Origin of the sequence: Exiguobacterium sp. KRL4, from assembly GCF_001870785.1 — a bacterium.
GTDB lineage: Bacteria > Bacillota > Bacilli > Exiguobacteriales > Exiguobacteriaceae > Exiguobacterium_A.
On record NZ_MOLV01000003.1, the window covers coordinates 1 to 26,952 of the forward strand.

29 protein-coding genes are annotated in these 26,952 nt (G+C 48.2%); 20 read left to right on the forward strand and 9 right to left on the reverse strand.

The genetic code is table 11. The annotated features are described in order from the left end of the window. The coding region (locus tag BLD48_RS01995; protein ID WP_201723127.1) for a helix-turn-helix domain-containing protein at window positions 1–276 on the reverse strand (276 nt) is incomplete at its 3' end. Window positions 277–573: 297 nt separating this feature from the next. On the opposite strand from BLD48_RS01995, the gene BLD48_RS02000 reads away from it, so the two are divergent. The 7 genes from BLD48_RS02000 to BLD48_RS02030 all read left to right on the forward strand — a co-directional run bounded on the left by BLD48_RS02000 (window position 574) and on the right by BLD48_RS02030 (window position 6,714). After that, window positions 574–1,857, forward strand: a complete 1,284-nt coding sequence (locus BLD48_RS02000; protein ID WP_071498751.1) for a methyl-accepting chemotaxis protein — start codon at window positions 574–576, stop codon at window positions 1,855–1,857. 223 nt (window positions 1,858–2,080) lie between these two features. Beyond that, window positions 2,081–3,328 (forward strand): flagellin N-terminal helical domain-containing protein, encoded by a 1,248-nt coding sequence (locus BLD48_RS02005; protein ID WP_071498752.1) that lies wholly within the window; start codon window positions 2,081–2,083, stop codon window positions 3,326–3,328. 508 nt (window positions 3,329–3,836) lie between these two features. Further along, a complete protein-coding gene (locus BLD48_RS02010) occupies window positions 3,837–4,193 on the forward strand; it encodes a flagellar protein FlaG (protein ID WP_071498753.1) in 357 nt (118 codons plus the stop codon). 17 nt (window positions 4,194–4,210) lie between these two features. Continuing rightward, window positions 4,211–5,773 carry a flagellar filament capping protein FliD gene (fliD, locus tag BLD48_RS02015; protein ID WP_071498754.1) on the forward strand — a complete coding sequence of 521 codons (1,563 nt, stop codon included), beginning with the start codon at window positions 4,211–4,213 and terminating at the stop codon, window positions 5,771–5,773. Between the two features lie 12 nt (window positions 5,774–5,785). Next, window positions 5,786–6,157, forward strand: coding sequence for a flagellar export chaperone FliS (gene fliS / locus BLD48_RS02020; RefSeq protein ID WP_071498755.1), 372 nt, complete (start codon window positions 5,786–5,788; stop codon window positions 6,155–6,157). After that, window positions 6,121–6,507, forward strand: a complete 387-nt coding sequence (locus tag BLD48_RS02025) for a hypothetical protein (RefSeq protein ID WP_236629915.1) — start codon at window positions 6,121–6,123, stop codon at window positions 6,505–6,507. The genes fliS and BLD48_RS02025 overlap by 37 nt, the downstream gene beginning before the upstream one ends. A 27-nt stretch (window positions 6,508–6,534) precedes the next feature. Continuing rightward, window positions 6,535–6,714 (forward strand): hypothetical protein, encoded by a 180-nt coding sequence (locus BLD48_RS02030; protein ID WP_071498757.1) that lies wholly within the window; start codon window positions 6,535–6,537, stop codon window positions 6,712–6,714. A 32-nt stretch (window positions 6,715–6,746) separates the two neighbouring features. Here the strand turns inward: BLD48_RS02030 and BLD48_RS02035 are convergent, their stop codons facing one another. From BLD48_RS02035 to BLD48_RS02070, 8 genes are all read right to left on the reverse strand, one after another. After that, a complete protein-coding gene (locus tag BLD48_RS02035; protein ID WP_071498758.1) occupies window positions 6,747–8,501 on the reverse strand; it encodes a diguanylate cyclase domain-containing protein in 1,755 nt (584 codons plus the stop codon). A gap of 101 nt (window positions 8,502–8,602) precedes the next feature. Further along, the gene (locus tag BLD48_RS02040) at window positions 8,603–9,256 is read right to left on the reverse strand and encodes a DUF2225 domain-containing protein (RefSeq protein ID WP_236629916.1); all 654 of its coding nucleotides are present in this window, start codon (window positions 9,254–9,256) and stop codon (window positions 8,603–8,605) included. A gap of 38 nt (window positions 9,257–9,294) precedes the next feature. Beyond that, complete coding sequence (locus BLD48_RS02045) at window positions 9,295–9,735, reverse strand: YaaR family protein (RefSeq protein ID WP_014971201.1); 441 nt, start codon at window positions 9,733–9,735, stop codon at window positions 9,295–9,297. An 18-nt stretch (window positions 9,736–9,753) separates the two neighbouring features. Then, complete coding sequence (locus tag BLD48_RS02050; RefSeq protein WP_071498760.1) at window positions 9,754–10,647, reverse strand: flagellin N-terminal helical domain-containing protein; 894 nt, start codon at window positions 10,645–10,647, stop codon at window positions 9,754–9,756. After that, entirely contained in the window at window positions 10,648–11,040 is a 393-nt protein-coding gene (locus tag BLD48_RS02055; RefSeq protein WP_071498761.1) for a flagellar protein FliS, read from the reverse strand. Continuing rightward, the gene (locus tag BLD48_RS02060; protein WP_071498762.1) at window positions 11,037–11,327 is read right to left on the reverse strand and encodes an EscU/YscU/HrcU family type III secretion system export apparatus switch protein; all 291 of its coding nucleotides are present in this window, start codon (window positions 11,325–11,327) and stop codon (window positions 11,037–11,039) included. The genes BLD48_RS02055 and BLD48_RS02060 overlap by 4 nt, the downstream gene beginning before the upstream one ends. Window positions 11,328–11,336: 9 nt before the next feature. Beyond that, window positions 11,337–13,229 carry a hypothetical protein gene (locus BLD48_RS02065; protein WP_071498763.1) on the reverse strand — a complete coding sequence of 631 codons (1,893 nt, stop codon included), beginning with the start codon at window positions 13,227–13,229 and terminating at the stop codon, window positions 11,337–11,339. Between the two features lie 94 nt (window positions 13,230–13,323). Further along, window positions 13,324–13,830 (reverse strand): competence protein ComK, encoded by a 507-nt coding sequence (locus tag BLD48_RS02070; RefSeq protein WP_026827557.1) that lies wholly within the window; start codon window positions 13,828–13,830, stop codon window positions 13,324–13,326. 250 nt (window positions 13,831–14,080) lie between these two features. On the opposite strand from BLD48_RS02070, the gene BLD48_RS02075 reads away from it, so the two are divergent. From BLD48_RS02075 to BLD48_RS02130, 13 genes are all read left to right on the forward strand, one after another. Beyond that, a complete protein-coding gene (locus BLD48_RS02075) occupies window positions 14,081–14,281 on the forward strand; it encodes a cold-shock protein (RefSeq protein WP_014971195.1) in 201 nt (66 codons plus the stop codon). Between the two features lie 283 nt (window positions 14,282–14,564). Continuing rightward, window positions 14,565–15,128: a ribosome hibernation-promoting factor, HPF/YfiA family gene (gene hpf / locus BLD48_RS02080; RefSeq protein WP_014971194.1), complete on the forward strand. Its 564-nt coding sequence runs from the start codon at window positions 14,565–14,567 to the stop codon at window positions 15,126–15,128. A 73-nt stretch (window positions 15,129–15,201) separates the two neighbouring features. Continuing rightward, on the forward strand, window positions 15,202–15,342 hold the full coding sequence (locus BLD48_RS16240; protein ID WP_161487686.1) for a hypothetical protein: 141 nt from the start codon (window positions 15,202–15,204) through the stop codon (window positions 15,340–15,342). A 3-nt stretch (window positions 15,343–15,345) separates the two neighbouring features. Then, window positions 15,346–17,865, forward strand: a complete 2,520-nt coding sequence (secA, locus tag BLD48_RS02085) for a preprotein translocase subunit SecA (RefSeq protein WP_071498764.1) — start codon at window positions 15,346–15,348, stop codon at window positions 17,863–17,865. Between the two features lie 67 nt (window positions 17,866–17,932). Continuing rightward, window positions 17,933–19,033: a peptide chain release factor 2 gene (prfB, locus tag BLD48_RS02090; protein WP_014971191.1), complete on the forward strand. Its 1,101-nt coding sequence runs from the start codon at window positions 17,933–17,935 to the stop codon at window positions 19,031–19,033. 62 nt (window positions 19,034–19,095) lie between these two features. Next, window positions 19,096–19,599, forward strand: coding sequence for a GNAT family N-acetyltransferase (locus tag BLD48_RS02095; protein WP_071498765.1), 504 nt, complete (start codon window positions 19,096–19,098; stop codon window positions 19,597–19,599). A 101-nt stretch (window positions 19,600–19,700) separates the two neighbouring features. After that, window positions 19,701–20,570, forward strand: coding sequence for a YitT family protein (locus BLD48_RS02100; protein WP_071498766.1), 870 nt, complete (start codon window positions 19,701–19,703; stop codon window positions 20,568–20,570). Between the two features lie 110 nt (window positions 20,571–20,680). After that, window positions 20,681–21,043: a cytochrome c551 gene (gene cccB, locus BLD48_RS02105; protein WP_071498767.1), complete on the forward strand. Its 363-nt coding sequence runs from the start codon at window positions 20,681–20,683 to the stop codon at window positions 21,041–21,043. Window positions 21,044–21,238: 195 nt separating this feature from the next. Beyond that, complete coding sequence (ftsE, locus tag BLD48_RS02110; protein WP_071498768.1) at window positions 21,239–21,925, forward strand: cell division ATP-binding protein FtsE; 687 nt, start codon at window positions 21,239–21,241, stop codon at window positions 21,923–21,925. Then, entirely contained in the window at window positions 21,915–22,814 is a 900-nt protein-coding gene (gene ftsX / locus BLD48_RS02115; protein WP_071498769.1) for a permease-like cell division protein FtsX, read from the forward strand. Before ftsE ends, ftsX begins: the two co-directional genes overlap by 11 nt. A 40-nt stretch (window positions 22,815–22,854) precedes the next feature. Continuing rightward, the gene (locus BLD48_RS02120) at window positions 22,855–24,231 is read left to right on the forward strand and encodes a M23 family metallopeptidase (protein WP_071498770.1); all 1,377 of its coding nucleotides are present in this window, start codon (window positions 22,855–22,857) and stop codon (window positions 24,229–24,231) included. A gap of 96 nt (window positions 24,232–24,327) precedes the next feature. Next, window positions 24,328–25,749, forward strand: a complete 1,422-nt coding sequence (locus tag BLD48_RS02125; protein WP_071498771.1) for a S41 family peptidase — start codon at window positions 24,328–24,330, stop codon at window positions 25,747–25,749. Between the two features lie 19 nt (window positions 25,750–25,768). Further along, window positions 25,769–26,932 carry a PDZ domain-containing protein gene (locus BLD48_RS02130; RefSeq protein ID WP_071498772.1) on the forward strand — a complete coding sequence of 388 codons (1,164 nt, stop codon included), beginning with the start codon at window positions 25,769–25,771 and terminating at the stop codon, window positions 26,930–26,932. Window positions 26,933–26,952 lie beyond the last annotated feature (20 nt).

Sequence of the window (26,952 nt, forward strand, 5' to 3'; positions counted from 1 at the left end):
TAAGCGTTCAAACGCATCAGCAAGATGTTTGACGCTGATCTGAACAGATGTACTATCCACTTCCTTCAACCAGTCGAACTCCTGCTTCAACAAAGGAATTTCTTTAGAACAAGAACCGTAGGACAGTCCTTTTCCAGTGGTCTTGTACATTTCATCCCACTTCGCCAAGAAGTGGTTGAAGACGAAACGCGAACATCGAATCGTCTTCGCGATCAGGATTTCCTGCTCTTTTGTGGGGTAGATTCTGAATTTGTAGGCCTTGTGCTTCAACACCATTTTTCACCTCCTTCAAAGGGAATATACCCGAAAGGCAGGCTGGCGATTCATCTCCCACTTTCACTTCGTTTAGAAGTGGGAGGTGAATCGCCTAATTTTGATAAATAATAGTCGATCATTCAGACTGTTCTTTCCATAGGAACAGTCAGGATGGTCGTTTTTGTATTCATTAGTGAATACGTGTGAAAAGTATGTTCGATAACGAACTATGAAATCAGGTCAATTCACTTAAAGCGTTCTCAGAAGTTGCCGATAAGAAGAGTGATGAGATTTGAAACAGGAAAGGGAGTTTCGAAGATGAGTAGATTACGGAAAAATTTAAAAATGCGGTTATTTGTCTGGGTACTGGCGATTTCAGTCATTACGGGTGGGATTTCAGCACAGCTGACATTATTCCTTGCGCGTGGAGTTGATGTCGCAGAAAATCAAGCGATTTTATTTGGTGCAGGAATTGGATTAATACTTTCGATTCTCGGCTCGTTGTTGATTCAATTGATTCTTCGTCAGCCAATCAGAGCAATCGAAAAAGCGACGGAAACGGCACGTGAAGTCGCAAACGGTAACTTCAATGTTGATTTCGAAGAAGCCAAACGTGGCGACGAAGTCGATCAATTGATGCATGAACTCGAAGTCATGGTCTTACATATTCGCAAACAAGCAACACAGATGGGCAATTCAAGTGATAAATTGACAGCGTCAGCGCAAGAAATCGCGGCGGCCGTGCAAGAAGGCAATGCATCGGGCGAAAGCATTCAGTCAGCGATGGCAGAACTGTCAATGAAGATGAATGAAAACGTCGATCAAGCTTACCTGTCGATGGACGCACTTGGTGCCGTCAAACGGACGATGGATGAAGTGGCAAAAGAAATGAATGAAGCATTGAAATCGGCGACCGTCATGCAGACGGAAGCGGAGAACGGGAAGACGCTGGCGACAGACTCGGTCGAAGCGATGCACATGATTTCAAGCAAGATGGAACAGTCAGCAACACTGAACGGTCGCTTGACCGACATGACGGGTGAAATCTCACGGATTACCGATGTCATCAGTGATATCTCAGCGCAGACGAATTTACTTAGCCTCAATGCCTCGATTGAAGCGGCACGTGCTGGGGATGCCGGGCGTGGGTTTGCCGTTGTTGCAGCAGAAGTTAAGAAGCTTGCTGAACAGACAGCAACATCAGCAAAAGAAATCACCGATTTGATTTCCGGTGTCAAACGTCTCGTCAACGATACAGCGAATGCCATGACAGACGTCCAAAAAGAAGTGGCGACCGGTGTCGGACTCGTCGAACAAGCAGGTTCGTCGTTTGAAGAGATTCATCAGTCGACGGAAAGCGTTTATTCCCGTGTTCAATCGGTCGATCAACTCGTTATCAAGTCGGATAAGGAAATCGATCAAGTTGGTTTAACGACGGCGAATATCCTCGCAATGGTCGAAGAAGCATCGAAACACGCTGAGCAAGTCTTGCAAGCCTCAAGCCATCAAGCGGCATCACTTGGTGAAGTCAATGGCGCGATGGAAGAGTTGGTTGCGGTTGCGGAACAATTGCAGGAAGAGACAGGCGCGACGCGTCTCTAACTTAGGAATCGCAGACGGAAACAACGTCTGCGATTTTTCTTTGAAGTTTTTTATTTTTTTTGAGAGAAACTGTTAAACATTTCGATACGGCGACGATATATAGAGTGGAAGCAGTCATCGACTACAACCACCGCGCTACTCTTGGGCCGGCCAGGGGGCGCATCTCGGAGAAGAAGGATCTTCAAAGAGACAAAAAATTTATTCCTATGGAGGGAAACTTAAAATGATTATCAATCACAACATTACAGCACTTAACACACACAACAAACTTTCGAGCGCTTCTGCAGCTCAAAGTAAATCAATGGAGAAACTGGCTTCAGGTCTTCGCATCAACAAAGCAGGCGACGATGCTGCTGGTCTTGCAATCTCTGAAAAAATGCGTGGCCAAGTTCGTGGACTTGATCAAGCTTCACGTAACGCACAAGATGGCATCTCAATGATTCAAACAGCTGAGGGTGCACTTAACGAAACGCATGATATCCTTCAACGGATGCGTGAACTTTCTGTCCAATCTGCTACAGATACAAATACTGATGCAGATCGTACAAACATCCAAGATGAAGTTAACCAATTAGGAAAAGAAGTTGATCGTATTCGCGATACAACTCAATTCAATACAAAAAATCTTTTAAACGGTTCAATGGATAAAGGTCAAGCGGCTGCGGTAGCAAACGTTAATCAGAATACAGAAGTTAAAACTGCTTCAGCAAGTGTTTTAACAGATGCTCTGACAACTTTAACTGATAAAAACGGAAACAACTTAGGTATCACAGCAACTGACGTAATCAGTGTGTCATATGTAAAAGATGGTGCAACTGTTACTAATACATTTACTGCTGGTGCTCTTACAACTGCTGCATTAGGAACAACTGATGGAACAGCTGACGATGCTAGCACAGCTCTTGCTGCTGATGCAAGTGGAAACCTTTCATTGACTGCAAGTACAGCAGGTGTTGGTGGAGCAATCAATGGTCTTACAGTAACTGTTAAAGATGCATCTGGAAACGTGAGAAGCGCGGCTACAAATGCACTTTCTAGCTTCACTGAAAAAACAGCTGCTGCTAACATCAACACAGATGGACAAGCAACTTTCCATATCGGTTCTAACACTGGACAAAACATTCAATTAGCATTTAAAGATATGGGAACTGCAGCTTTAGGTGTTAAAGATTTAAAAGTTGGTAACCAAGGTCAAGCAAACGTTGCTGTTAAAGTACTTGATACTGCTATTCAAAAAGTATCTGCAGAACGTTCTAAACTCGGAGCAACACAAAACCGCCTCGAGCACACAATCAACAACCTTAAAACATCTTCTGAAAACCTAACAGCGGCTGAATCACGCGTTCGTGACGTTGATATGGCCAAAGAAATGATGAACCAAACAAAGAACTCGATTCTTGCGCAAGCTGCACAAGCAATGTTGGCTCAATCGAATCAAACACCTCAAGGCGTTCTTCAACTCCTACGGTAAATTGATTCCACCGGGCGTCTGATCGGGTAACTGATCAGAGCATGACTGGGTGAATTGCTGGAACTCCTTTAGAGCCTTGATGTACGACAACGTGGCTGGAAACGGCGAGCGTGACCGTTCTGAAAAACGTCAAGGATTGGACAATCAGCAGCCAAGCACCTGTAGGGAAACCTTGGTGAAGGTTCAACGACTAGGATAGACGACCTAATGGAGATTTCCTATGGTTATGAAATCCGTACTCCGTAAACGGCGGGGGAAGCGCCCAGCTCCTAGTAAAACTAGGATGAAGATATAGTCTTATCATTAGCGAAAGCTAATGCGCGTAGCAAGCGAACCAACAGCCGCAAGGCGTTCTCCAATTACTCCGTTAATCGTAATTGGTTATACAGCTTACTTAAAGGTCATGGACTTGTTCCATGGCCTTTTTCTATTGATTTTTAAATCAGGTATTACAACTTACTCGAATATGCCGATATACTACATAGAGAAGAAAAAGGAGTGTTTGTCCATGAATTCCATCAACACGGAAATTCGGCTTCACCTGCCTGAAAATGTTTTACCTTACGAAGCGACACGGAATGTCTTCGTCGAAGCGAATCAAGAAGATTTGGCACAGGATGGAGTCGTTATTCTACCGACACCACAGCATATCGCAAAGCTTGAAACAGCCATTGAAAAGGCAAATGTCCAGCTCGAAGCACAACGAACAGGCTTAAAGTTCATCAAACATGAAAAACTCAATGAATTTTATATTCAAGTCGTCGATACAAATAACCATGTCGTTCAAGAAATTCCGAGTAAAAAGGAACTCGATTTTTTTGCCGCTTTCATGGAATTTAATCAACTGATTGATAAACGGATTTAAGGGAAAGGACTGATTGGATGGCAGGGATACGTCTTAGTGGTCTCGCAAGTGGGATTGATACAGAAACGATGATTAAACAATTGATGCAGGCAGAACGGGCACCAGTGGATCGTCTTTCACAAAAGAAACAAACGTTAACATGGCAACGTGATGCCTATCGCGAAATGAACCGAGGTTTACTCGATTTACGAACAGCTGCGAGTGATATGCTGTTATCGAAAAATTATACAGCGAAGACTGCGACAAGTTCGGATTCATCGAAAGTATCCGTGACAGCAAGTCCGGCAGCGACAGCAGGCAGTGTGACGATTGATAAGATTGGTCAATTAGCGTCAGCAGCATCCGTAACGATGATGACAACGGCAGGAAAATCATCAGATACAACGCTTGCTGACAGTGGGATGTTTACTGTGACAGGTGGAAAAATCAATGTTCAAATCAACAGCTTTTCTGCTGACGGAAAAGCAATCAGTGAAACGATTTCGCTTGATGCGACGCAAAAATTGTCAGATTTAACATCAGCTATCAATGCTAAATCAAGTCTCGGCATGAGTGCTGTCTATAACGACATTACAGGTAAGTTGGTTTTAACGAAGACAAGTACCGGGAAATTGAATCCAAGTGGGGCAGATATAACGATTCGTGATGCGAATGCCAATTCCGAGATTGTGAACTCCCAGTCACTGACGATGGGGCAGGACGGTAAAAATGCAAAGTACACGATTGGCGGTCAGGAACTCGAACAACGGACCAACACCTTTACGCAAAACGGTCTGACGATCACATTAAACGGAACAGCAACGACAGCTACGACCCTCAACACGAAACTCGACACGCAAGCGAACTTTGATTCGATTAAGAAGTTTGTCGATAAGTATAACGAGATGATTGATAAGATGAATAAAAAAGTTCGGGAAGAAAAGTATCGTGATTTCCAACCGTTGACGGATGCGCAACGAAAGGAATTAAGTGAAGACGAAGTCAAGAAATGGGAAGAGAAAGCTATCAGTGGTGTCTTGAAAAATGATAGTTTCTTACGCGACGGAATGAACTCGTTCCGGAGTGCGATTTCTGCAAAAATCGACACAGGTTACTCATACACAGCTGACTCAAAAGCGATTGAACTGAATTATATGTCGCAAATCGGTATCACCTCAACAAGTGATTTCCGCGATGGAGGAAAGTTAAAGCTGGATGAAACAAAACTGAAGAAAATGCTTGAGGAACAACCGGAAGGCGTTTATAAACTATTTACGACCGATGCACCGGAACCGGCGAAAGATGCTCAAGGAAATCCAATTCCGGGTACAGCTGGACTTGACGGATTTGTTCGCCAAATCCAAGGATTCGCGACGACGATGCGAGATAAAATTTCGAAGGTCGCAGGACTTGATGGTTCTGTCTCGACGACATATCGACTCGGAAAATCCCTCGCCGATCTTGATAAGAGTATGATGACGTGGGCAGATAAATTAACTAGCAAAGAGAATGCTTACTATCGTCGCTTTGCAGCGATGGAACAGGCGATGAGCCAAGCGAACAGCCAGTCGGCGACACTTTCTTCATACTTAGGACAATAAGGAGGACTTCAGATGGCGAACCCATACGCAACGTACCAAACGAACTCGGTTACAACCGCTTTACCACAAGACTTAACGTTGATGTTGTATGAAGGACTAATCAAGTTCTCCATGCTGGCCAAGCGTGCAATCGAACAAGGATTGATTGAACAAAAAAACACGAACATTCAAAAAGCGCAGGCAATTATCCTCGAACTCCAGCTGACTCTTAACCAGTCGATTTCCTTGTCAAAAGACTTAAATAACTTGTATGACTATATGCAAAGTCGTCTGATTGATGCTAACGTCAAAAATGATATTGTCGCAATCGACGAAGTGATCGGTTTTTCGGAAGAGTTTCGTGAGACGTGGAAAGAAGCGATGAAGCTCGCGCGTCAACGATGAGTCCGCTTGACCCGCTCCGTCTGAAGACAAAACATCTGATGGAGTTGCTTGAGCAAACGCCGGAAGAAGACGTGTATGACGAGTGGTTGCTGAAGATTCAGAACTTGTTGAACGAACGGGAAGCGTTTATCGCGGCTCATTCGAACTTACTGGCTGGTGCGAATCAGGCCGTCATTCAGGAGCTTGTTGCCGACAGTCAAAAAATCGACTTGAAATTATCGTCAGAAACCGCTAAATTAGGGGTACAAATCAATCAACTCCGTCAGACGAAAACAAGTCGGAAATCGTATATCGATCCGTACGAAGAAGTCGAAGGCAGTTTTTCACCGTATTTTGATTCTCGTCAGTAACTTTCTATGCCTAGGGAGGGATCTCGCGTGACAAAACGTGAAGAAAAAAAACGAAAAGTCGTCAAACCATTTTATCGATCTGACGGCTCGTACGATCAGTTCATCGAACCGGATGTCGAGTCGGAATCCTGGGAAGAAGCCGAACGTCCGATTTCCGATTTACCGGATGCGTATGAAGAAGAAAAATATCGACGCGAGTCGTTGTAATGAAAAGGACCTTCCACCGCGGAAGGTCCTTTTCATTTAAACCGATACGCATTTTTTTCGTGTTGTTTGACGCTGTACATCGCTTCGTCCGCTCGAATCAGGAGCAGGCTTGTCGTCGCCCCATCATCCGGATAGCGGGCAATGCCAATCGATGGTGTGACGGACATCGCGCTGTCATTGAACAAAAACGGTTGATTCAGCTGAGCGATCAGTTCCTCGGTGTAAAGAATCGTGTCCGCTTTCGAGCGCGGCAGGAAGACGATAAACTCGTCACCGCCAAGCCGGGCTGCGACCTCGTCGTTCCGCAGATGGAGCCGGAGGCGATTCGCTGTTTCTTGCAGAACATAGTCACCGGCGTCGTGCCCATAGGAGTCGTTGATTTGTTTGAAACCATCAAGATCAATGAACAGTAACGAACCGGCTGTAATCTGCGTCAGTCGTTCTTGCAGGAAATTTTCGAAATAACGACGATTCGGCAACCGGGTCAAGACGTCATGATACCCCAGCCCTTCGAGCCATTGTTGTTGTTCGAGTGTCTCTGTGATATCGGCTAACAGAACGTAGACGTAATCCTGATCCGGTACCGGAATCAACGTCGTGTCATACGTGAGGGAATCATCTTGTAACAGCAACTTGCGACTCGTCTCTAAACGCACGACTTCTTGCCGGAGTTGGTGTGACAGCCGTTCTGATAGTTGTCGACCGAATCGCCGGATCGCTGCCGGATTCATCGTCTGGAGGGTGCCTGTTCGATTGACCTGCAGAATCGGTTCCGGATGATCAAGAAACAGGCGCCGGTATTCTTCTTTTCTTAGTTCCAGGAGTGCGGTCTTTTCCTTGACGCGTTTTGCGAGATCAAGCTGGACGACTTCATGTTCCTCGAGCAACTGCTGATTGAGGCGTTCTGAAAAATATTGTCGGATCAAAAATAACGAAAAGAGCAGTGTGATCGCCAAGACATAGACGATGTTCGGCACTTTGAAAAACGAGATCCAGACGAGTAAAAGCACCAGACTGACATACGGTAAATACGGCCGTGACAAGGTGTATATGTATGTGATCGATGGTGGGACTTGCCGAAAATAGCGAATCAGCCCAAACAAGCTAAGCGGATAGAGTGGTAAAAAAAACGCTGCGATGTCGAGTTGATCACGGATCAGAAACGTATAATAGCCGAAGTTCGTGAAACAAAATAAAGCAACGGCCTGAATCAGAATCCGATGTTGCGGTGCACCGCGTAAGCCGGTCGTATAGAGAATCATGAAAAATAAAATCAGTGCCATGAAACAAAGTGCGTAGATCGTCATCGCAATCAATTCGACGGTAGTCCGGGCAAAGTCAGGGACGTACTGTAAAATCATCACATACCCAAAGACGAGCGACATGCCGAATAAAATAAAGCCATCGAGATAAAGCAACCGCTTTTGGCGGAATGACGACCAGACGATCAAGCGGGCCAATGTCAAAGCAGTCAAGAGTAAGAACAGCGTCAGCGTCACGTTTGCCAGTGCATCCGACCAGACAGGATGGAAACGGCTTGGTAACAGTGCCAAGACAACGTTGAGGACAATGCCGAGCCAAAACAAAAGAATCGCGTGACCGATCAATCGATACGGATGGTGCGGACGGGGTTTGAGAAAATGACCATAAGCGGACCAAGCGCAGTAGCTTAAGCCAATCAACGTACTGACCCCAGCGATGATTGGCGTCACAGACGGATTAAATGTCAAAAACAAGACGGGATAGAGCACCAGCAAATACAGACTGATAGCATATGTCCGTGTCATGCGTTCGCCTCCTTTCTCGATGTTTTATATGTATGAATTTCGTCAACCAGAGAGAAAACCCCTGTTCCGTCCAATACATGGCAGACAAACAGGGGAGGAAATTAAATGGTATGTTGTTCGCGGTACAATTCCCAGTGCTCGCGGGCTTCCTTTTTAATTCGATCGGAAACAGTTTTACTTTGGAAAATGAGACTGTACCATTGTTTGGCGTTATCTGTATCGGCTAGCGTTGCATACAAATCACTGATCCGTAAAAGTAAGACATCGTGAGGAATACCCGTTCGGACTGCGTCCGTATACTCTAAGTAGATGGTTTCGTATTTTTGGACAGATCGCATCGTCCAAGAAATTTCTTGTTCTAAATCTTCCAGCAACCGATACATCCAGGAAATTCGAATACCAAGCATAGCTTGGATGCTGTCTTTTTGTAACGTGACTTGTGCCATATACAAACATAGTTTGTATAGATACAGTACTTGTTTCACAGAACGCTCTGTTGCAGAGAAAGGTAAGACCGGAAGCATCGATAAGATGTCCGTTTCTAGTAGAATTCGTACATCAGGCCGTAGTTTTTCAAACGCTTCATGGAAAATAAAGCGACAGTGACTACATTGGATAGGTTCGTAAAAATAGACGTTTGGCCCCTGATAATGAATGAAGCCATCCATATCGGTATGTTCCACACGAATATGTCGGCTCAAGACACGTTTCGTCTCCGTTTCTTTGAGACAGTAGGGGCAACGGCATTTTTTCATATACAGGTCAGGCATCGGACTGGCTCCTCAAGATGAATTTAGACAAAAACGTTGACGAGCATTCCTTTGATCTCACCGATTTGATCCAAAATCTCGAGTCGGCGTGATTCACCGGAAATGACGTTGTCGGTTAGTTGCAGCAACTTCGCATCCACCTGTTCGACGACCTTGTAGATTTTCGTTCGTCCACGGCGGTTGAAGCCACGTTTTTCCTCAAGTTGTTGCGACTGATCGAGCGCATCTTTTAGGAAGTCCTTGATTTTTTCTTTGTAGGCTTCGAGATGTTCAATCGTTTGGCTTTCTGCCAGCAACTGACCGTGCTCTTCGACGAGCATCAATTTCTGTTGGAGACGTTCGTATCCTTTATGTTCACGCTTATCTTGCATCAAGGCCGAAAACGTCGTCGACGCTTCGACTTCACGCGGTCCGGTCTTCGGTGTCTGCAGGCGGCTTGTTTCTTGGATGCGCCGGATGTCCATCGGTGATTCCTCCTTTGATTAGTTGAGTAGTTGTAAGACGCCTTGCGGTAAGGCGTTTGCTTGGGCGATCATCGCCATGCCCGATTGATTAAGGATATTGTACTTCGCATACTCCATCATCTCACGCGCCATATCAGTATCGCGAATGCGTGACTCGGACGCCGTCAGGTTTTCTTTACTGACACTGAGGACGGACGATGTTGCTTCGAACCGGTTTTGGATCGCTCCGAGTTTTGCCCGTTGCTGGGAAATCGTATCGATCGCTTGTGTGTAACGGCTGATGGCTTGATCGGCGTCGCTGCTCGTCATGACGCTGAGCGCGTATTCCGGTGTTGCATTCACGCTTGGATAATCAAGTGCCTTGGCATCGGTATTCGGTTTGATGGTCGTACTGATTCCGATATTCAGCGCCCGCATATCATCAATCGTCAAAGTAATCCCTTCGTTCGCGCCGGCATTCGTCTGGATGAAGACAGCATTATCCTCTGTGCTGAAGTCACCTGTTAACAGTTTTTTGCCGTTGAACTGCGTCGTTTCGGCAATCCGCGAGACTTCATTCGTCAGCTGATTGATTTCTTCCTGAATCGAGGTCCGGTCTTCTGTCGCAAGCGTCCCGTTACCGGCCTGGACAGCCAGTTCGCGCATCCGTTGTAACAGGTTATGCGTTTCACTGAGTCCACCTTCGACCGTCTGGACCATCGAGATCCCGTCAAGAACGTTTTGTTCCGCTTTATCGAGTGCTTTGAGACGGTTTCGCATCTTTTCAGAGATGGCAAGACCCGCCGCGTCATCAGCTCCGCGGTTGATTTTTTGACCACTCGACAGTTTATCCATCGTCGTCTTGACGTTCATCTGATTGGCACTTAAGTTTCGGTAGGCTTTCAGGGCCTGTACATTATTTGAAATCCGCATTTAATAGTCCATCCCTTCGTAACGCTCATGGTGTGCCGCCCGGACGAGCGGACGTTCTTTCTTGACACTGGCGGCTTGCCAGGTGATCAACAATTCTTCCGTCAGTTGTAACAATTCTTCCAAGCACGTTGGCTCGATGTATGCCTGTAACGTCTGTTCGGCTAAGTAATAATAGAGTTGATCGAGTTGTGCCGTGATGATGCCGCCGTCGTCGTGTAAGCCCGCTTGTAGTTTTTCAAGCAGTTGGTAGGCTTTTTGCAGACGCGCGTTGACGGTGTCAAACTGTCGTTCATCACGGGCGAATATCGTTTGTTCGTATTGGAAGACAAGACCTTTTAACATCGTCTCCGTCAATTGCTGGGGTGTCATCTGATACAGTTCTTGTTCTGTCATAGGTCCCGTCCTTTCGCGTGATCCAGTTCTTCAATCAACAGTAAGAGTTCAGCCATCACGTCGTACAGTTGAGGTGGAATCGCCGTGCCGAGATCGAGATCGAGCAGGTGACCGAGCAGCGATGTATCCTGTTCGATCGCGACGCCGCTTGCGCGGGCTTCCTGTAAGATCCGGTCCGCTGCGGCACCGGTTGCCCGGGCGACGACGATCGGCGCATTGCCGGACGCCTCATCGTACCGGAGGACGGCCGCTGATTTACGGTGTTTTAAATCAATTTTCTGATACATGGCTCCTCCTTAAATCCGGTAATCGTAACCGGTCGGGGTCTCGTCCGGTTTGACGGTTTCTGGTGTCGTCTGATCTTTCGTAAAAGCATCGAAGCGAATTCTGACGTCTTGATAACCGGTCGATTGTAAGGCTTCCGTCGTCCGTTCGAGAAACGGCGTCGCTAATCGTTCCAGTAACGGGAAATCATTTTCAATCGTAATCTGCATCTTCCGGTTGACCGTCTCGACGCGGACGCCGATATCACCAAGACGTGGTGTCTCAAGCTGGACGTACAACGTGTTGTTTTCCCAGTCGATCACTTCATCCGGTCGTTTGTTTTGTAAGTGGACGTGCAGTCCGGCCGTTCCTTCGACGAGTTGGACCGGGAGCGCGAGCAAGATTTGTTGGAGTTGCTGATTGGTGTCCGGTTTATTGACCTGTTGTTGCGTCGTCAGGAATGTCTGGAGTTTCGCCGCTTCCGGGTTTGCGGCAGGCGTCGCAAGTTTTAGTTCCGCCGTCTGCAATTGAAGCGTCTTTTGGACCGTCTCCTGTAAGACACGGGGACTGTTTTGTCCCGCTTCATACGGGATCGGGCGTTGCGGTGGTGCTACTTGATTTGGTGTCTGCGACGTATTGACGACGGGACGCGGCATCGTGTTCAGTTCCGGCAAGTACGCCGTCCGGACGTTTGCCGGAGCAAAGCGGAAGGCTTCAAGGGCTACCTGGACGTCCTGGACGACGGCTTTTGCTTCCGTTCCGCGTCCGAGCAAAGCCAGTTCCGTGCCTCGTTCGAGTTTTGATAACAATTGAATCAGTTGTTTTTCATCACGCATGCTCGTATGTAACATCGCGTCCGTCTGTTGGAACGTCTGGCGCAGGCGGTTGGCTGTACTTTCGATGACTTGTGCCATCTGCAACGGTCGTTCCTCGACGAGTGGTTCAATTTGCCGGAGTTGCGAGACGATTGTCCGTTGCTGGCTCCGGAAATCATTGGTCACTTCCGCGAGCCGTGGTGTCACCTCGGCGATGACAGTCAAGTTCGACCGCACGGGTGTGGCGAGCGGAGCGACTTTCTCGGTGCTCGGTTGTTGGGCCTGGGTGATGACAGCGGTCAATTGATCGAGTTTGCTCGGTGCCGGTCGTTCCGCGAGAACGGGGCGTTCACTCGGGAAATACGGACGCAACTGTTCCCGGACCTGCGTCAGTTCACCCCGATCAATCCGGGCGATGATGTCCGGTTGTAGATCTGCCGGTACATGATTTGCGATTTGTCTTAAGGCAACGGGGGTTGCCTGATCAATCTCAGTACGTGTCGGTAACGTCACACGGGCGACGTCAAGGGCGATGACGTTGCTGAGCGTCGGTTTATCGAGGACCGCTTGGCGCTCCGGTAAGACGTCGACCAAGGAATCGGTCGTCGCGAGTAGTTGCGCGATCAAGACGTCTGCCTCTGCCGGTAAGGCACTGTCAGACGGCCGCGTCACGAGCTGGAGGACCAAGTCCTTATACGTCCCTTGCAGGGCAGCAACGAGCTTAGCAACCGTTTCCGGTGTCTGCGGCAGTTGACCGGTCGCGAGCAGCCGGGCGACGGCTTGTTTCAGTTCTGGTGGGAGTTCGTCGAGTAAGGTCGCATCGACACCAGACGAATCGGTTTTGGCCGGTCCGCTTGCCGGGACTTCCGGTTGATCCGTGATTTGTTCGATCAGATAGCCTTCCGTCGTCTGTCCTTTGACCTTGAATTGAAAGGTGCCTTCCGGGACTTCACCCGTGAAGGTCATCTCGACCTTTTCACGACCGACTTGGACAAGGGCCGTGTTCGGACCGGTCTTTTCAAGGACGGTTCCGCTATAGGTTTTTGTTTCAGACAAGGGACTCGGTGTGGTCGAACGGGTCGGACTTGTTGGATTCATCTGGATATTCATCGATGAACCTCCTTTCTTGAAAAATTCTTCATCTTATTATATATCGGCACAAACAAAAAAGGATTGAGCGAATTCATCGCCCAACCCATTTTTTTTACGATTTGATTGCATTAAAGCGGTCCTCTAATGTCATCGCGTTCAATTGCTGGTAACGAGCCATCAGCTCGCCGGTTGCTTTCATTTGGTTGCGGACGATGTAAGGAGAGGCGTTTACGGGAAGGATCATGCCGTTACGAGTTTTGAGTTTAGTCTGTCCGTCTTCCTCGATGACTTCGGACATGTGACTCCAGGCATACCACTCGCAATCATCACGTTTTGGTGATTTGGTAGGGAAAAAGACAAGACCAAGTGTCGGTTCGATGACGACCGGAACTTTTCCTTTCACGGAAGCGACACGTTTAGCGGTGACGATCCGTTCCTCGATGGAACTGTTGTACTGCCTGCAAGATAATTGCAGAAGTTGATACGGACGAAGCGGTGTCATGATCGTTGACCCGTCTTCTAAGACGATGATGGATTGTTTCATCATGTCATAGCACGGTAAAATCGCAACGGTCCGTTTCGTGATTCGATACTTTTCGTCATTATGGAATGGTCGCATTCGACTGCATCCTCCTTAAATAGGACAATGGATAAAATAGGTAATTACTAACGATATAATACAATACTACACCTGTAATGACAATGTAATTTTTGAAAAATAGAGCAATAGATGGCGGTATGGCGTTTTAATTAATATTAAATTCAAATTAATCAGAATTTTTAATTGTCAATAATTGTTTCTTTTGTTAGTATAGACGATAGAGAGCTTGCTCTCGCAATCCTAGTTTGCGAAGGGAACGTGAATTCGAATGGAACAAGGTAAAGTCAAATGGTTTAATGCTGAAAAGGGTTACGGTTTCATTGAGACATCAGACGCAAAAGACGTTTTTGTCCACTTCTCAGCGATTCAAGCAGAAGGTTATAAATCACTAGAAGAAGGCGAAGAAGTCGAGTTCGAAATCGTCGAAGGCGATCGTGGTCCTCAAGCGTCGAACGTTTCGAAACTGTAATCCCGCTAGCAGCCACCACCGTTTTTAGGAATCCCCTAAAAGCGGTTTTTTTGTTTCATCTCAATTTGTTAAGGGTATATACGCTAATATCAACATGCAACAACTATTATAGTACGCTAAGTTTCAAGGGGAATATTCGACAGAATGGTATCGTTTTCATTTCCTTGTCTAGCTTATCGTGGTATAATAATTACGAACCAAAAGAATTTGGAACCTTCAGAAGGAAACGATTGGAGGGATGACGAATTCATAGGTTCAACCGGTTACTTAAGGAGGAGTTTACATGATCTACAACATTCGCGGTGAAAACTTGGACGTCACAGATGCTCTCAAGGATTACGTCGAGAAAAAGCTTGAAAAGTTAACTCGTTATTTTACAACTCCTACGGAAGCGCAGACGGCTTATGTCAATCTCAAGGTCAACAATGAGAAACAAAAAGTCGAAGTGACGATTCCAATGCCAAATCTTTTGCTTCGTGCAGAGGATGTCAATGGCGACATGTACGCAGCGATCGACCTCGTCGTCGATAAGCTCGAACGCCAAATCCGGAAACACAAAACGAAGATCAACCGGAGAGGCCGCGCCAAAGAAGGCGGTATTGGGGAGTACTTCAAAACGCTCGAGGGACCGGAGGCAGATGCACCTGTCTACGAAGAGGATGAAGCGGAACTCGAACTTGTTCGAACAAAACGTTTCACACTCAAACCGATGGATACAGAAGAAGCGATTCTTCAGATGGACATGCTCGGTCACACGTTCTTCGTCTTCTCAGACGCAGAAACGGGTAATACGAACGTCGTCTACCGTCGAAAAGATGGCCGTTATGGCTTGATTGAACCAGAATAATGAATCTACAGGGGACTTACTCTACGGAGTGAGTCCCCTTTTGGTATGCTAAAAAACTGTTTGTTCGTAGAACGTGTCTCAGACTAAAGTTGGATTTCAAGTGAGGCAGTCGGTCCGCTTGTTGAAATTTGACGGCGTATTCGGTACACTTGATAAAGGAAAAATCTCGGAATTCTGTTCGTTTAAAGAATCGCTCGAAGTAAGGGGACTGTAAGGCATGGCTAATTTTCTAAAAGAGTTATTCGCACCGACAAAACGTGTGCTGAAAAAAGCAGAAAAAGCGGCAGATGCCGTTGAATCATTTGAGGCACAAGTCGCTGCCTTATCGGATCAGGAATTAGAAGGAAAAGCGGTCGAATTCCGGACACGTCTTGAGAATGGAGAAGAGCTCGATGATATCTTACCGGAAGCGTTCGCTGTTTGTCGTGAAGTGTCGACACGTGTCTTAGGCATGCGTCATTATCGTGTGCAATTAATCGGTGGATACGTCTTGCATAACGGTGATATCGCTGAAATGAAAACAGGGGAAGGGAAAACGCTTGTTGCGACACTTCCCGTCTATTTGAATGCCCTCGCAGGCAACGGTGTTCACGTCATCACGGTCAACGAATACTTGGCCAAACGTGACCGTGACATCATGGAGCCGCTTTATGCGGCACTCGGACTGTCGGTCGGCTTGAACCTATCAAGTATGTCACGTCAGGAAAAACAAGCGGCGTACAGCTGCGACATCACGTACGGAACGAACAATGAGTTTGGTTTCGATTACTTGCGTGACAACATGGTCCTGTATAAAGAAGACCGTGTGCAACGTCCGCTTTATTTTGCTGTCGTCGATGAAGTCGACTCGATCCTCGTCGATGAAGCGCGGACGCCACTGATCATTTCGGGGTCCGCTGAAAAATCAACGGCACTCTATTCGCAGGCGGATATGTTTGCGAAGATGATGAAGGCAGATGAAGACTATACGGTCGACATCAAAACGAAAAGTGTTTTGTTGACGGAACAAGGAATTGACCGGGCAGAAAAATACTTTGGCATCGATAACTTGTTTGCGCTTGAACATATCGCCTTGAACCACCACTTGAGCCTTGCGCTTCGGGCGAACTCGGTCATGCACCGTGACGTCGATTACATGATTCGCGAAGACGAAGTCATGATCATCGACCAATTCACCGGTCGTGTCATGGAAGGGCGCCGCTACTCAGAAGGGCTTCACCAAGCCATCGAAGCAAAAGAAGGCGTTGAAATTCAGCGTGAGTCGATGACACTTGCGACGATCACGTACCAAAACTTCTTCCGGATGTACACGAAGCTGGCCGGTATGACCGGGACAGCGAAAACCGAGGAAGAAGAGTTCCGCAACATCTACAACATGCACGTCGTACCGGTACCGACAAACAAACCAATCGTCCGGGACGATCAGCCGGACTTGATCTTCAAGACGATGAACGGGAAGTTTGCGGCGGTCGCGGACGAAATCGAACGCGCGCACCGCGAAGGTCAACCGGTTCTCGTCGGGACCGTTGCCGTCGAGACGTCAGAATTACTCAGCAGCATTCTCAAGAAACGCGGCATCCGTCACGAAGTCTTGAACGCGAAGAACCACGCGCGGGAAGCAGAAATCATTGAGAACGCAGGACAGCCGAATGCGGTGACGATCGCAACGAACATGGCCGGTCGTGGTACCGACATCAAGCTCGGACAAGGCGTCATCGAAAAGGGTGGTCTCTACATCCTCGGAACGGAGCGCCACGAATCACGCCGGATCGATAATCAGTTGCGTGGTCGGGCAGGACGTCAAGGCGATCCGGGTGCGTCACAATTCTATCTGTCGCTCGAAGATGAATTGATGCGCCGTTTCGGATCGGATTCGTTGCAGTCGATGATGGATCGTCTCGGAATGGATGATTCGCAACCGATTGAAAGCCGGATGGTCTCACGTGCCGTCGAATCCGCTCAAAAACGCGTCGAAGGCAATAACTTCGACGCCCGGAAACAAGTTCTCGGATACGACAACGTCATGGCCGATCAACGGAAAGTCATGTACGCCGACCGGGCAGCAATTCTTGATGCACAGTCGGTCTCAGACATCGTCCGTCCGATGATGATCCAGACGATTGAAGCGGGTGTCCATCTGTACACACCAGTCGAGTTCGTTCCGGAAGAGTGGAGCATCGGCGCGCTAGCAGAATGGGCCAACCAGACGCTTGCAATCGAAGAAAAAGTATCCGAGCAGGATCTGTTCGGAAAGGAACGCGAAGAAATCATCGAACTCTTACAAGAACGTGCCTTCGCCCACTACGAGCACAAACGCTCGGAAGTACCGGCTGAAGCGTTTGACGAGTTCGAAAAAGTCATCGTCCTCCGTGCCGTCGATCAACACTGGATGAACCATATCGATCAGATGGACCAGTTGCGTGAGGGAATTCATTTACGCGCCTACGGTCAGAACGATCCGCTCCGTGAGTATCAGTCGGAAGGTTCGATGATGTTTGATACGATGAATGCAGCAATCGCGGAAGAAGTGACACAGTTTGTCCTGCGGGCGGATCTTGATCCGAACTTGAAACGTGAAAAAGTCGTCAAAGACGAAGTCGCGGTTTCCGGGAAAGAGGACAAGGTCGTCAAAAAAGCACCGGTCCGCAAAAACCCAAATGAACAAATCGGACGTAACGACCCATGTTGGTGCGGATCCGGCAAAAAATATAAGAACTGTCACGGCCGTCAGGCATAAGTGACGAAACGGCTGAAAGAGGCGGGAGATTCCTGCCTCTTTTGACGGAAAGAGAAGGTGGAACACAATGGAATTAGCAGAAATACGCAATACCGCCGAGTGGATGGAAAAGAAACTCGATGAATACAAGGCATCACTTGACCTTGAGAACAAAATCTCGCGAATCGAAGAACTCGAAAACGAGATGACGTACCCGGACTTCTGGAATAATCAGGAGTCAGCACAAAAAGTCATCGATGAATCAAACGGACTGAAAGCGATGGTCGATAAATACCAACACCTCGCAGATGGTCACGAAAACATCGTCTTGACGTATGAATTGATCAAAGAAGAGCCGGATGTCGAGCTGCAAGAAGACCTTGAATCCGAACTGGGTGACATCAAACGGAAGTTTGACGAGTTTGAGTTACAAATCTTGTTGAACGGCGAATATGACGCAAACAACGCGATTCTTGAATTACACCCGGGAGCAGGCGGAACCGAGTCACAAGACTGGGCATCGATGTTACTCCGGATGTACCAACGTTTTTGCGACAAACAAGGCTGGAAAGTCGAAACGATGGACTATCAGCCCGGTGACGAGGCCGGTGTCAAATCGGTCACACTCCGTATCCAAGGGCACAATGCCTATGGGTACTTAAAAGCGGAAAAAGGGATTCATCGTCTTGTTCGGATTTCGCCGTTTGACTCGTCAGGCCGCCGCCATACATCATTCGTATCGTGTGACGTCATGCCGGAATTCAACGATGACATCGATATCGATATCCGGACGGAAGACTTACGCGTCGATACGTACCGGGCGTCTGGTGCCGGTGGACAGCACATCAATACGACGGACTCTGCCGTTCGGATTACCCATATCCCGACGAATGTCGTCGTGTCGTGTCAACAGGAACGGTCACAGATCAAGAACCGTGAAGCGGCAATGAAGATGTTGAAAGCGAAACTCTACCAACGTGAAATCGAAGAGAAACAAAAGAAACTCGACGAAATCCGCGGCGAAAAATCAGACATCGCGTGGGGAAGCCAGATTCGTTCGTACGTCTTCCACCCATACAGCATGGTCAAGGATCACCGGACGAACTACGAAGTCGGGAACACGCAAGGGGCGATGGATGGAGACATCATGGGCTTCATCGATGCCTACCTGCGCTTAATGAATATGTAAGTCAACAGACCGTCGACCTTCGTGTCGGCGGTTTTTTCAACGAATTGGAGGAGGAGACAGGTATGCAAATCCGTACAGAAAAATTCAAGGATGCTGCCGCAATTCGCATCGTCCATCAAGCCGCATTCGGACAAGCGGCGGAAGCAAATCTCGTCGAGGCATTACGCGAAGACGAGGAATCATTCCCCCATTACAGCCGCGTTGCCGTGACGGATAGAGGAGAAATCGTCGGACATGTCTTACTGAGTCGGATTTATATCGAGGACATCCCGTCACTTGCCTTAGCGCCAGTCGGGGTCAAACCCGTCTGGCAACGTAAAGGAATCGGTTCCGAACTGATCCGCCAAGTGATTGAAGAGGCACGGGAAGCCGGGGAGTCGCACATCGTCGTCCTCGGTCACGACAGCTATTATCCGCAATTTGGTTTTGAGCGTGCTGTTGATTACGGAATCGAAGCCCCGTTCCCGGTTCCAGCTGATTTTTTCCTGATCATGCCGCTTGAGCGACAAGCCTTAAAAGGAATTCAAGGCATCGTTCGTTATTCCAAACCCTTTAGCACGGTATAAGAGGACCACTGCGAGTTGGTCAGCCCTTCTAGTCGTTACCCGTCTTTTCCGCTAAAATGAAACACGGGTTGTAGAACTTATGTAAGGGGAAATGTAACGTTATGACATCAACACGTCAGGAAGTCGTTCGCGACTATATCTATTTATTACTCGGTTCTTTATTCGTCGCCAGTGCCTTCAGTTTATTTTTGGCGCCGAATCAATTAGCGTCCGGAGGCGTCAGTGGTCTGTCGATCGTCTTGAACGATTTGTTCGGAATTTCACCGGGCTTGTTTCAATTGATCGCCAACATCGTCCTCCTTGCGATCGGCTGGATGATTCTCGGGATGGGGTTTGGCGTCAAATCGCTTGTCGGCTCAATCTTTTTACCGGTCGTCATCCTGGTCTATGAACGGTTTGATGTTCCGGCCGCGACGATGAACCCGATGCTCGCTGCTATCTTCGGTGGAGCGGGGGTTGGGATCGGACTCGGCTTGATCTTTAAAGCACGGGCATCGACCGGCGGCATGGATTTGATTGCTCAGATTCTCCACCGTTTCACGAAATTACCGCTCCATCTGTGTATCGCTCTGCTCGACGGAACGATCGTCATCAGTGCCGCCATCATCTTTTCACTTGAAATCGGCTTGTATGCACTCGTCGCCCTGTTCATCACGATCAAAATGATTGATATTGTCCAGCTGGGTATTACGAACGACAAACTGGCTTATATCATTTCGGACCACCGGGAAGCGCTCGTAAAAGAGATTTTCCAGACGCTTGACCGGGGAGCGACGGAAATCGAAGCAGCCGGTGCCTTCACCCGGACGCGGAAACCGATGCTGATGGTCGTCGTTCGCCAAGGTGAGATCACGACACTCAAAGAAATCGTCAAACACATCGATCCGCACGCCTTCCTTGTTGTCAGTGAGGCCCATGAAGTACTGGGGCTTGGTTTTTCCGACGATAAACGGTATCGAAATGTGCCGTAATTGTTCGAAAAGAGTGAAATTTTTGTGAAATCACGCTTAAGAAAGACCAATAACGGTTATACTCTAATAGATAACGATGTGATTTGGTACTTCTTAAGGGGGACATACGGATGAAACTTAAAAATCTTTTACTCGCAGCCGGACTCGGCGCGACGCTTGTACTTGGTGCATGTGGCAGTGATGACTCCAGTTCATCAGATACATCGAAGGATGAATCGACGATGAGTGATGATTCGTCGAAGACAGAAACAGCGGTCGACGCGGAAAAAATCTTCGCCAACAACTGTGCTTCTTGTCACGGGAATAACTTAGAAGGAAATGTAGGACCGAACTTAACGAAAGTCGGTTCAAAATACTCGTCAGAAGAGATTCAAAAAATCATCAAAAACGGTAAAGGGCAGATGCCTGCGGGTATCCTGAAAGACGATAAAGAAATCGTTGCCGTCGCTGACTGGTTAGCTGAAAAAAAATAATTATGTGATAATATGGGGCTAGAGATGACGAACATGACACGTGTTCATCAGATCTGGTCCCTTTTTTCCTGTAAAACGGTCGGAAATGACATTTGATTGTAATGTGCTTAAATTTTTTTGCCTGTTATAATTGGAATCGGTAGGTTTTAAGACCTATCTGATCACCATCAGTAATCAAGTAAGGATGTGAAGCAAGTGATCAAGATGCAACAAGTCAGTAAAATTTATCCGAACGGTGTCACGGCACTTCGTGAAGTCAATCTGACGATCAACCAAGGTGAATTCGTCTATATCGTCGGGCCGTCCGGTGCCGGGAAATCGACATTCATGAAAATGATGTACCGCGAAGAACGACCAACAAGCGGTTCATTTTTATTTAAAGGAATTGAAGTCGGTAAGCTCAAAAACCGCCAAATCCCCGAACTCCGTCGCCAAATCGGCGTCATCTTCCAAGACTTTAAACTACTCCCGTCACTGACGGTTTATGAAAATGTTGCGTTTGCCCTTGAAGTCGTCGGGGAAGATCGATCGCAAATCCGCAAAAAAGTGCTTGAGGTCCTCGATCTCGTTAAGTTAAAGCACAAGGAACGGAACTATCCTGATGAATTATCCGGTGGAGAACAACAACGGATCTCGATCGCGAGAGCCATCGTCAACCGCCCGGCACTCGTCATCGCCGACGAGCCGACCGGAAACCTTGACCCGGATACCGCATGGGAGATCATGGAAGTATTCGAAGAGATTTATCGCCGTGGGACAACGGTCGTGATGGCGACCCACAACCGGGATATCGTCAATAAGATGCGTCATCGTGTGTTAGCGATTGACGCTGGAAAAATCGTCCGAGACGAAGAGAAAGGAATGTACGGCTATGAAGTTTAATGGATTCCGTCATTTACGGGAAGGGGCAAAAGGTCTCGTCCGAAACGGCTGGATGACATTTGCTTCCGTCAGTGCTGTTACCGTGACCTTATTACTAGTAGGAATTTTTGCAATGGTCATGTTTAACGTTAACAAGATTTCCGATAACGTCGAAAAAGACGTCGAAATCCAAGTGTTCGTCGAACGTGAATCCGATCAAGCAAAAATCGATGCAGTTGGGAAAAAATTAGAGCAGATGCCGGGCGTTGAATCTGTCCGTTATAGCTCAAAAGAAGATGAACTGGACCGCTTCAAGGAACAGCTTGGCGAAGGGTCACAGGCGTATCAGTCAGTCGAGAAGGATAATCCGCTCCACGACCGCTATATCGTCAAAGCGACTTCACCAAATGAGACAGAAACTATTGCAACTACCGTCAAAAAAATGGAAAATATAGATAGTGTCGAATATGGGGAAGATTATGTTGAAAAGATGTTCAATTTCCTTGAAGGGGTTCGGATCGGTGGAATCATCCTGATTGTCGGTTTGACATTCATGGCGATGTTCCTGATTTCGAATACGATCAAGGTGACGATTTTCTCACGTCGTCGCGAAATTGAGATCATGCGACTCGTTGGTGCGAAAAACGGCTTCATCCGTGCACCGTTCTTCATCGAAGGATTATTGATGGGTGTTCTCGGGGCATTGATTCCGATTGCCGTCGTCTACTTCGGGTACGAAGTGACGTATAACGCCCTGCAACCACAACTCGTTTCGCTGAACGCGTCCATTTTCACACTGATCCCACCAGGCGAACTGTCTGTCCAAGTCTCCGTCATTTTACTGGCGTTAGGCGCCTTTATTGGTGTTTGGGGATCAACGACGTCACTCGGCCGATTCTTGAAGATTTAATGACAACAATCAAATAAAAGATAGAGGAGAGATGCTTCTCATGAAGGTCCGATTCTGTTCTGCCGTCCTAAGCTTGGCATTAATTGGTTCAAGTGTATCCGTTCACGCAACGTCCAAGGGAGATTTGTTGAAGGAACAACAGGAGGTCGAGTCCCGTCTGCAAGAGACGGAACGATCACAGAATCAGACATCGGAGAAGTTAGTCTTGACGAAACGGGAGCGCAAGGAAGCACAAGCGCTCCTCGATGAAGTCAACAGCCGTTTGGATGATTTAGCGAGTAAGATTGCGGATCAACAAGCGGCTGTTTCTGTCGCTAAACAAGAACTGGATATCGTCACACGCGCTGTCAGTCAGACCGAGTCCAAGCTCCGGACACAGGAACGGTTGATTGGGGATCGTCTGCGATCCGTGCAACGGGACGGTGATGTCAAATACATCGAAGTGTTGCTCGATGCCAAAGATTTCGGGGATTTGATCTCGCGGTTCAGTACTGTCAGTGAAATCATTAAACAGGATGACGGCATCTTACAGACGTATCAAACGAACGTCAAACAATTGACGGAACAACGGTCGGAGCAAGAACTCGTGCTCGGTCAATTAAAAAAAGAACAACGAAAGTTATTGATCTTGCAGACACGCATCATCGCCGAGTCGGACATCAAACGGACGTTAGTCGTCCAACTGAATCGTCAGGTTAAACAGTTGCAACAGGAGCAGTTCTCAAAAGCAGAAGAAGCAGCGATTTTAGCGGATCAGCAACGGCTGATCAGTCAAGAGTTAGAGGCATTGCGTCAAGCGGAATTACGGGCACAGCAAGAAGCGAAGGAACGTGCCGAAGCCGCTCGACAAGCAGCGGAAGAAGCAGCCCGTGCAGCTGCGGAAGAGCAACGCCGAGCGGAGCAGAAACAACAAACGACGGATTCGCGTCCGGCACCAGCGGCGAAACCTGTGACCGAGCAACCGGCAAAGGATCGCGCACCAACCGATACGGCGGAAACGGTCGCGAAACCCTTTTTATTGCCTGTGACCGGGTATGTCTCGTCTCCGTTTGGTCCCCGAAACAATCCGTTGACCGGGAAGTCAGAACGGCATACCGGCCTCGATCTCGTCAATGCGAAAGGGACGCCGATCAAAGCAGCAGCGGGTGGGATCGTCCTCCGGGCCGGCAGTGCGACCGGGTACGGTAATGTCGTCATGATTACGCACCTGATGGAGGGGGAAGTCTGGACGACCGTCTACGGCCATCTGGACGCCGTCTCCGTGAAGGCGGGTCAAACGGTCATGCCGGGAGAAATCGTCGGAAAACTTGGTTCGACCGGTTGGTCCACAGGTCCCCACCTTCATTTTGAGATCCATCGGGGAGAATGGGCAGTCGGACAACCGAATGCCGTCGATCCGGCACCGTATATCTTATAAGGTAAAGAGAGCGACCAACGAAAAGATAGGGGAACCTATCTTTTTTTGCTATACTGAAAAAAATAGCAGGTTTACACCAGAAACGAGGAATCACGCGTGAAAAAATCGACAACGGCCGTCATAGCGGTCAGTACGTTTGGCTTGGGGCTTGGCGCAGGTGCTGTCGGGATGTTAGCGACAGGTGGAACGGATACAGTGGCGACAAGTTCTTCATCACAATCTACAGGCGATTGGAAAAAGATTGATCAAGTCCGGCAGATGATTTCACAAAATTATCTGGAGGACGTGACGGATCAGGAATTGCTCGAAGGTGCACTGACAGGAATGACAGAAGTGCTCGAGGATCCCTATTCGGTGTACATGGATGAGTCGGAAACGGCGTCATTTAATACGAATCTGTCATCTTCGTTCGAAGGAATCGGAGCGACGCTTGAACAAAAGGGAGAAGCGATCGTCATCGTCTCACCGATCAAGGGCTCACCGGCTGAAAAGGCGGGCATCAAACCGGGGGACATCATCTTAGAAATCGACGGGAAAACGACCAAAGGACAAAAAACGGATCAAGCGGTCAAGAAGATCCGGGGCGAAAAAGGAACAAAAGTCGTCTTGACGATTCAACGGGGTGGACAAGATCCGATGAAGATCACGATCGTCCGCGATACGATCCCGATTGAGACGGTGTATTCCGAGACGGAACAAGTCGATGGGAAAACGATTGGTGTCCTGCAAGTCACCCAGTTTTCTGATCCGACAGCAGATGAATTCGAGAAACAACTGGCAGCACTCGAGGAAAAAAACATCGATGGTCTGGTGATTGATGTCCGCGGTAATCCAGGTGGCTTGCTGACGGCAGTCTCGCAAATGATCGCACCGTTCATTCCGAAAGAGACACCGATCTTCCAAGTGGAAGACAACAAAGGCGAACGGACGCAGGAATTCGGGAAAGCGGAAGAGAAGAAACCGTATAAGATCGTTGTCCTCGAAGATAGTGGTTCGGCCTCTGCGTCTGAAATTCTCGCAGCCGGTCTGAAAGAGGGCGCCGGTGCAGAAGTCGTTGGGACGAAATCGTTCGGAAAAGGGATCGTCCAGAGTGCCTATGACTTAAAAGACGGCAGCGACCTAAAATTGACGACGAACAAATGGCTGACGCCGGACGGGAACTGGATTCATAAAAAAGGTGTCAAACCGACCGTTGAAGTCAAACAACCGGATTACTTCAACGTGACGAAGATTTTGACGGATGACAAGACGTTAGCGAGCGGTGATTATGGAAAACCTGTTGAAAATGCCCATCTGGTCCTCGAAGCAATCGGCTTTGATCCAAAAGGACAGAAAGGATATTTCGGCGATACGATGAAGCAGGCCGTCGAGCGCTTGCAGAAGGATGCGAAGCTAGACGCGACAGGAAACATCGACCCAGTGACGGCAGCTGAGATGGAAACACGTCTGCTGAAGAAACTCGAAGATCAAAAAAATGATGTACAACGGATCAAGGCGCTTGAAGTCGCTGCGCAATAACTCACAGAAAGAGGTCTGAATGGGCGTGGAATTACTCGATGGAATCGGTTGGACAGCGATTAGTTTCTTCGTTAGTCCGATCTTATGGTTAGCAATTCTGGTCAGTTTTTTACTCAGTATGCGGCGTGTCAAACGCGAACGGAATCTGTTTCGGTCACGTACCCGGAGCAAGCGGACCGATGTATTCGAAACGCTTGTCCCGGGACTCGTGGTCGGTCTCGTCTTATCCGTCATCAGTCTCAGTCTCAAGCTGACGGTTTCGTCAGAATTTCTGATGGCATTTACCGTTCTGACATTCCTGATCTTACTAACAGGAGTCGTCCGGTTTAATTTACCGCTTTGGCCGCTCGTAGTCATGGCGGGTCTTACCTGGTTCGTGGCCGACGACCGAATCGATGGTCTGAGTGAGGTCAGCGTGACGCATTGGTTGCTGCTTGCTGTTTTGTCACTGGCGGCCGAACTGATGTTGCTCGTCTGGCGCGGGAAGAAAAACTTATCACCGTCACTTGTCCTGTCGAAACGGGGCCGTTATATCGGCGGGCTGGCGTCCAATAAATTGTGGCTGATTCCGCTTGTCGTCCTCGTTCCGGGCAGTAGCCTCGAACAGTGGATTCCGCAGTGGACGTTTCCGGAGTTCGTTCCAGTGGTCGTCTTCCTGCCGATCGGATTCAGTTTCCTCTTTACGGGTCAATTGCCGGCACAATTGATGCGCCCGCTTGTTCAAGGGCGTCTGATCAGCTTCTTGTCAGCGGTCGTTCTTGCATTAGGTGCCTTTCTGACCGAACAAGCCGCTTGGCTGTACGGCTTACCTGCCTTGCTCCTCGTCCATATCGTGCTCCATCAGCGGACGAAACGCTGGAACCGTTCGCAGACGCCAGTGTTCCTCAACGGAAAACGGGGTGTCGTCATCCTCGGAACACTTCCGGAAAAACCGGCGTCCGAGATGGGTCTTGTCCCGGGGGAAGCGATTTATAAAGTCAATGGGGAGTTCGTCGAATCAGAGAAGGCATTTTATGAAGCGATTCAACGACATAAACCGTATCTCCGTCTTGAAGTGATGAATCATAACGGAGACGTCCGTTTTGCCCAGCGTGCCTTTTACGAACAGGATCATCACGATCTCGGAATCGTATTCGTCAGTGAGCCGGGGAACAAACGGACGAAAATCCGGATGCTTCAATGATCGAGATCAGAATCTGCAGA

Bases quoted from the DNA above. Each gene is read 5' to 3' on its own strand.
- cccB (WP_071498767.1), top strand. From the start codon at position 20,681: ATGAAACTTAAAAATCTTTTACTCGCAGCCGGACTCGGCGCGACGCTT.
- BLD48_RS02060 (WP_071498762.1), bottom strand. From the start codon at position 11,327: ATGTATCAGAAAATTGATTTAAAACACCGTAAATCAGCGGCCGTCCTC.
- secA (WP_071498764.1), top strand. From the start codon at position 15,346: ATGGCTAATTTTCTAAAAGAGTTATTCGCACCGACAAAACGTGTGCTG.
- BLD48_RS02070 (WP_026827557.1), bottom strand. From the start codon at position 13,830: ATGCGACCATTCCATAATGACGAAAAGTATCGAATCACGAAACGGACC.
- BLD48_RS02045 (WP_014971201.1), bottom strand. From the start codon at position 9,735: ATGGACATCCGGCGCATCCAAGAAACAAGCCGCCTGCAGACACCGAAG.
- BLD48_RS02040 (WP_236629916.1), bottom strand. From the start codon at position 9,256: ATGAAAAAATGCCGTTGCCCCTACTGTCTCAAAGAAACGGAGACGAAA.
- BLD48_RS02130 (WP_071498772.1), top strand. From the start codon at position 25,769: ATGGGCGTGGAATTACTCGATGGAATCGGTTGGACAGCGATTAGTTTC.
- BLD48_RS02065 (WP_071498763.1), bottom strand. From the start codon at position 13,229: ATGAATATCCAGATGAATCCAACAAGTCCGACCCGTTCGACCACACCG.
- BLD48_RS02050 (WP_071498760.1), bottom strand. From the start codon at position 10,647: ATGCGGATTTCAAATAATGTACAGGCCCTGAAAGCCTACCGAAACTTA.
- fliS (WP_071498755.1), top strand. From the start codon at position 5,786: ATGGCGAACCCATACGCAACGTACCAAACGAACTCGGTTACAACCGCT.
- BLD48_RS02100 (WP_071498766.1), top strand. From the start codon at position 19,701: ATGACATCAACACGTCAGGAAGTCGTTCGCGACTATATCTATTTATTA.
- BLD48_RS02055 (WP_071498761.1), bottom strand. From the start codon at position 11,040: ATGACAGAACAAGAACTGTATCAGATGACACCCCAGCAATTGACGGAG.
- BLD48_RS02095 (WP_071498765.1), top strand. From the start codon at position 19,096: ATGCAAATCCGTACAGAAAAATTCAAGGATGCTGCCGCAATTCGCATC.
- ftsX (WP_071498769.1), top strand. From the start codon at position 21,915: ATGAAGTTTAATGGATTCCGTCATTTACGGGAAGGGGCAAAAGGTCTC.
- BLD48_RS02005 (WP_071498752.1), top strand. From the start codon at position 2,081: ATGATTATCAATCACAACATTACAGCACTTAACACACACAACAAACTT.
- fliD (WP_071498754.1), top strand. From the start codon at position 4,211: ATGGCAGGGATACGTCTTAGTGGTCTCGCAAGTGGGATTGATACAGAA.
- BLD48_RS02120 (WP_071498770.1), top strand. From the start codon at position 22,855: ATGAAGGTCCGATTCTGTTCTGCCGTCCTAAGCTTGGCATTAATTGGT.
- BLD48_RS02035 (WP_071498758.1), bottom strand. From the start codon at position 8,501: ATGACACGGACATATGCTATCAGTCTGTATTTGCTGGTGCTCTATCCC.
- prfB (WP_014971191.1), top strand. From the start codon at position 17,933: ATGGAATTAGCAGAAATACGCAATACCGCCGAGTGGATGGAAAAGAAA.
- BLD48_RS02010 (WP_071498753.1), top strand. From the start codon at position 3,837: ATGAATTCCATCAACACGGAAATTCGGCTTCACCTGCCTGAAAATGTT.
- BLD48_RS02000 (WP_071498751.1), top strand. From the start codon at position 574: ATGAGTAGATTACGGAAAAATTTAAAAATGCGGTTATTTGTCTGGGTA.
- hpf (WP_014971194.1), top strand. From the start codon at position 14,565: ATGATCTACAACATTCGCGGTGAAAACTTGGACGTCACAGATGCTCTC.
- BLD48_RS02075 (WP_014971195.1), top strand. From the start codon at position 14,081: ATGGAACAAGGTAAAGTCAAATGGTTTAATGCTGAAAAGGGTTACGGT.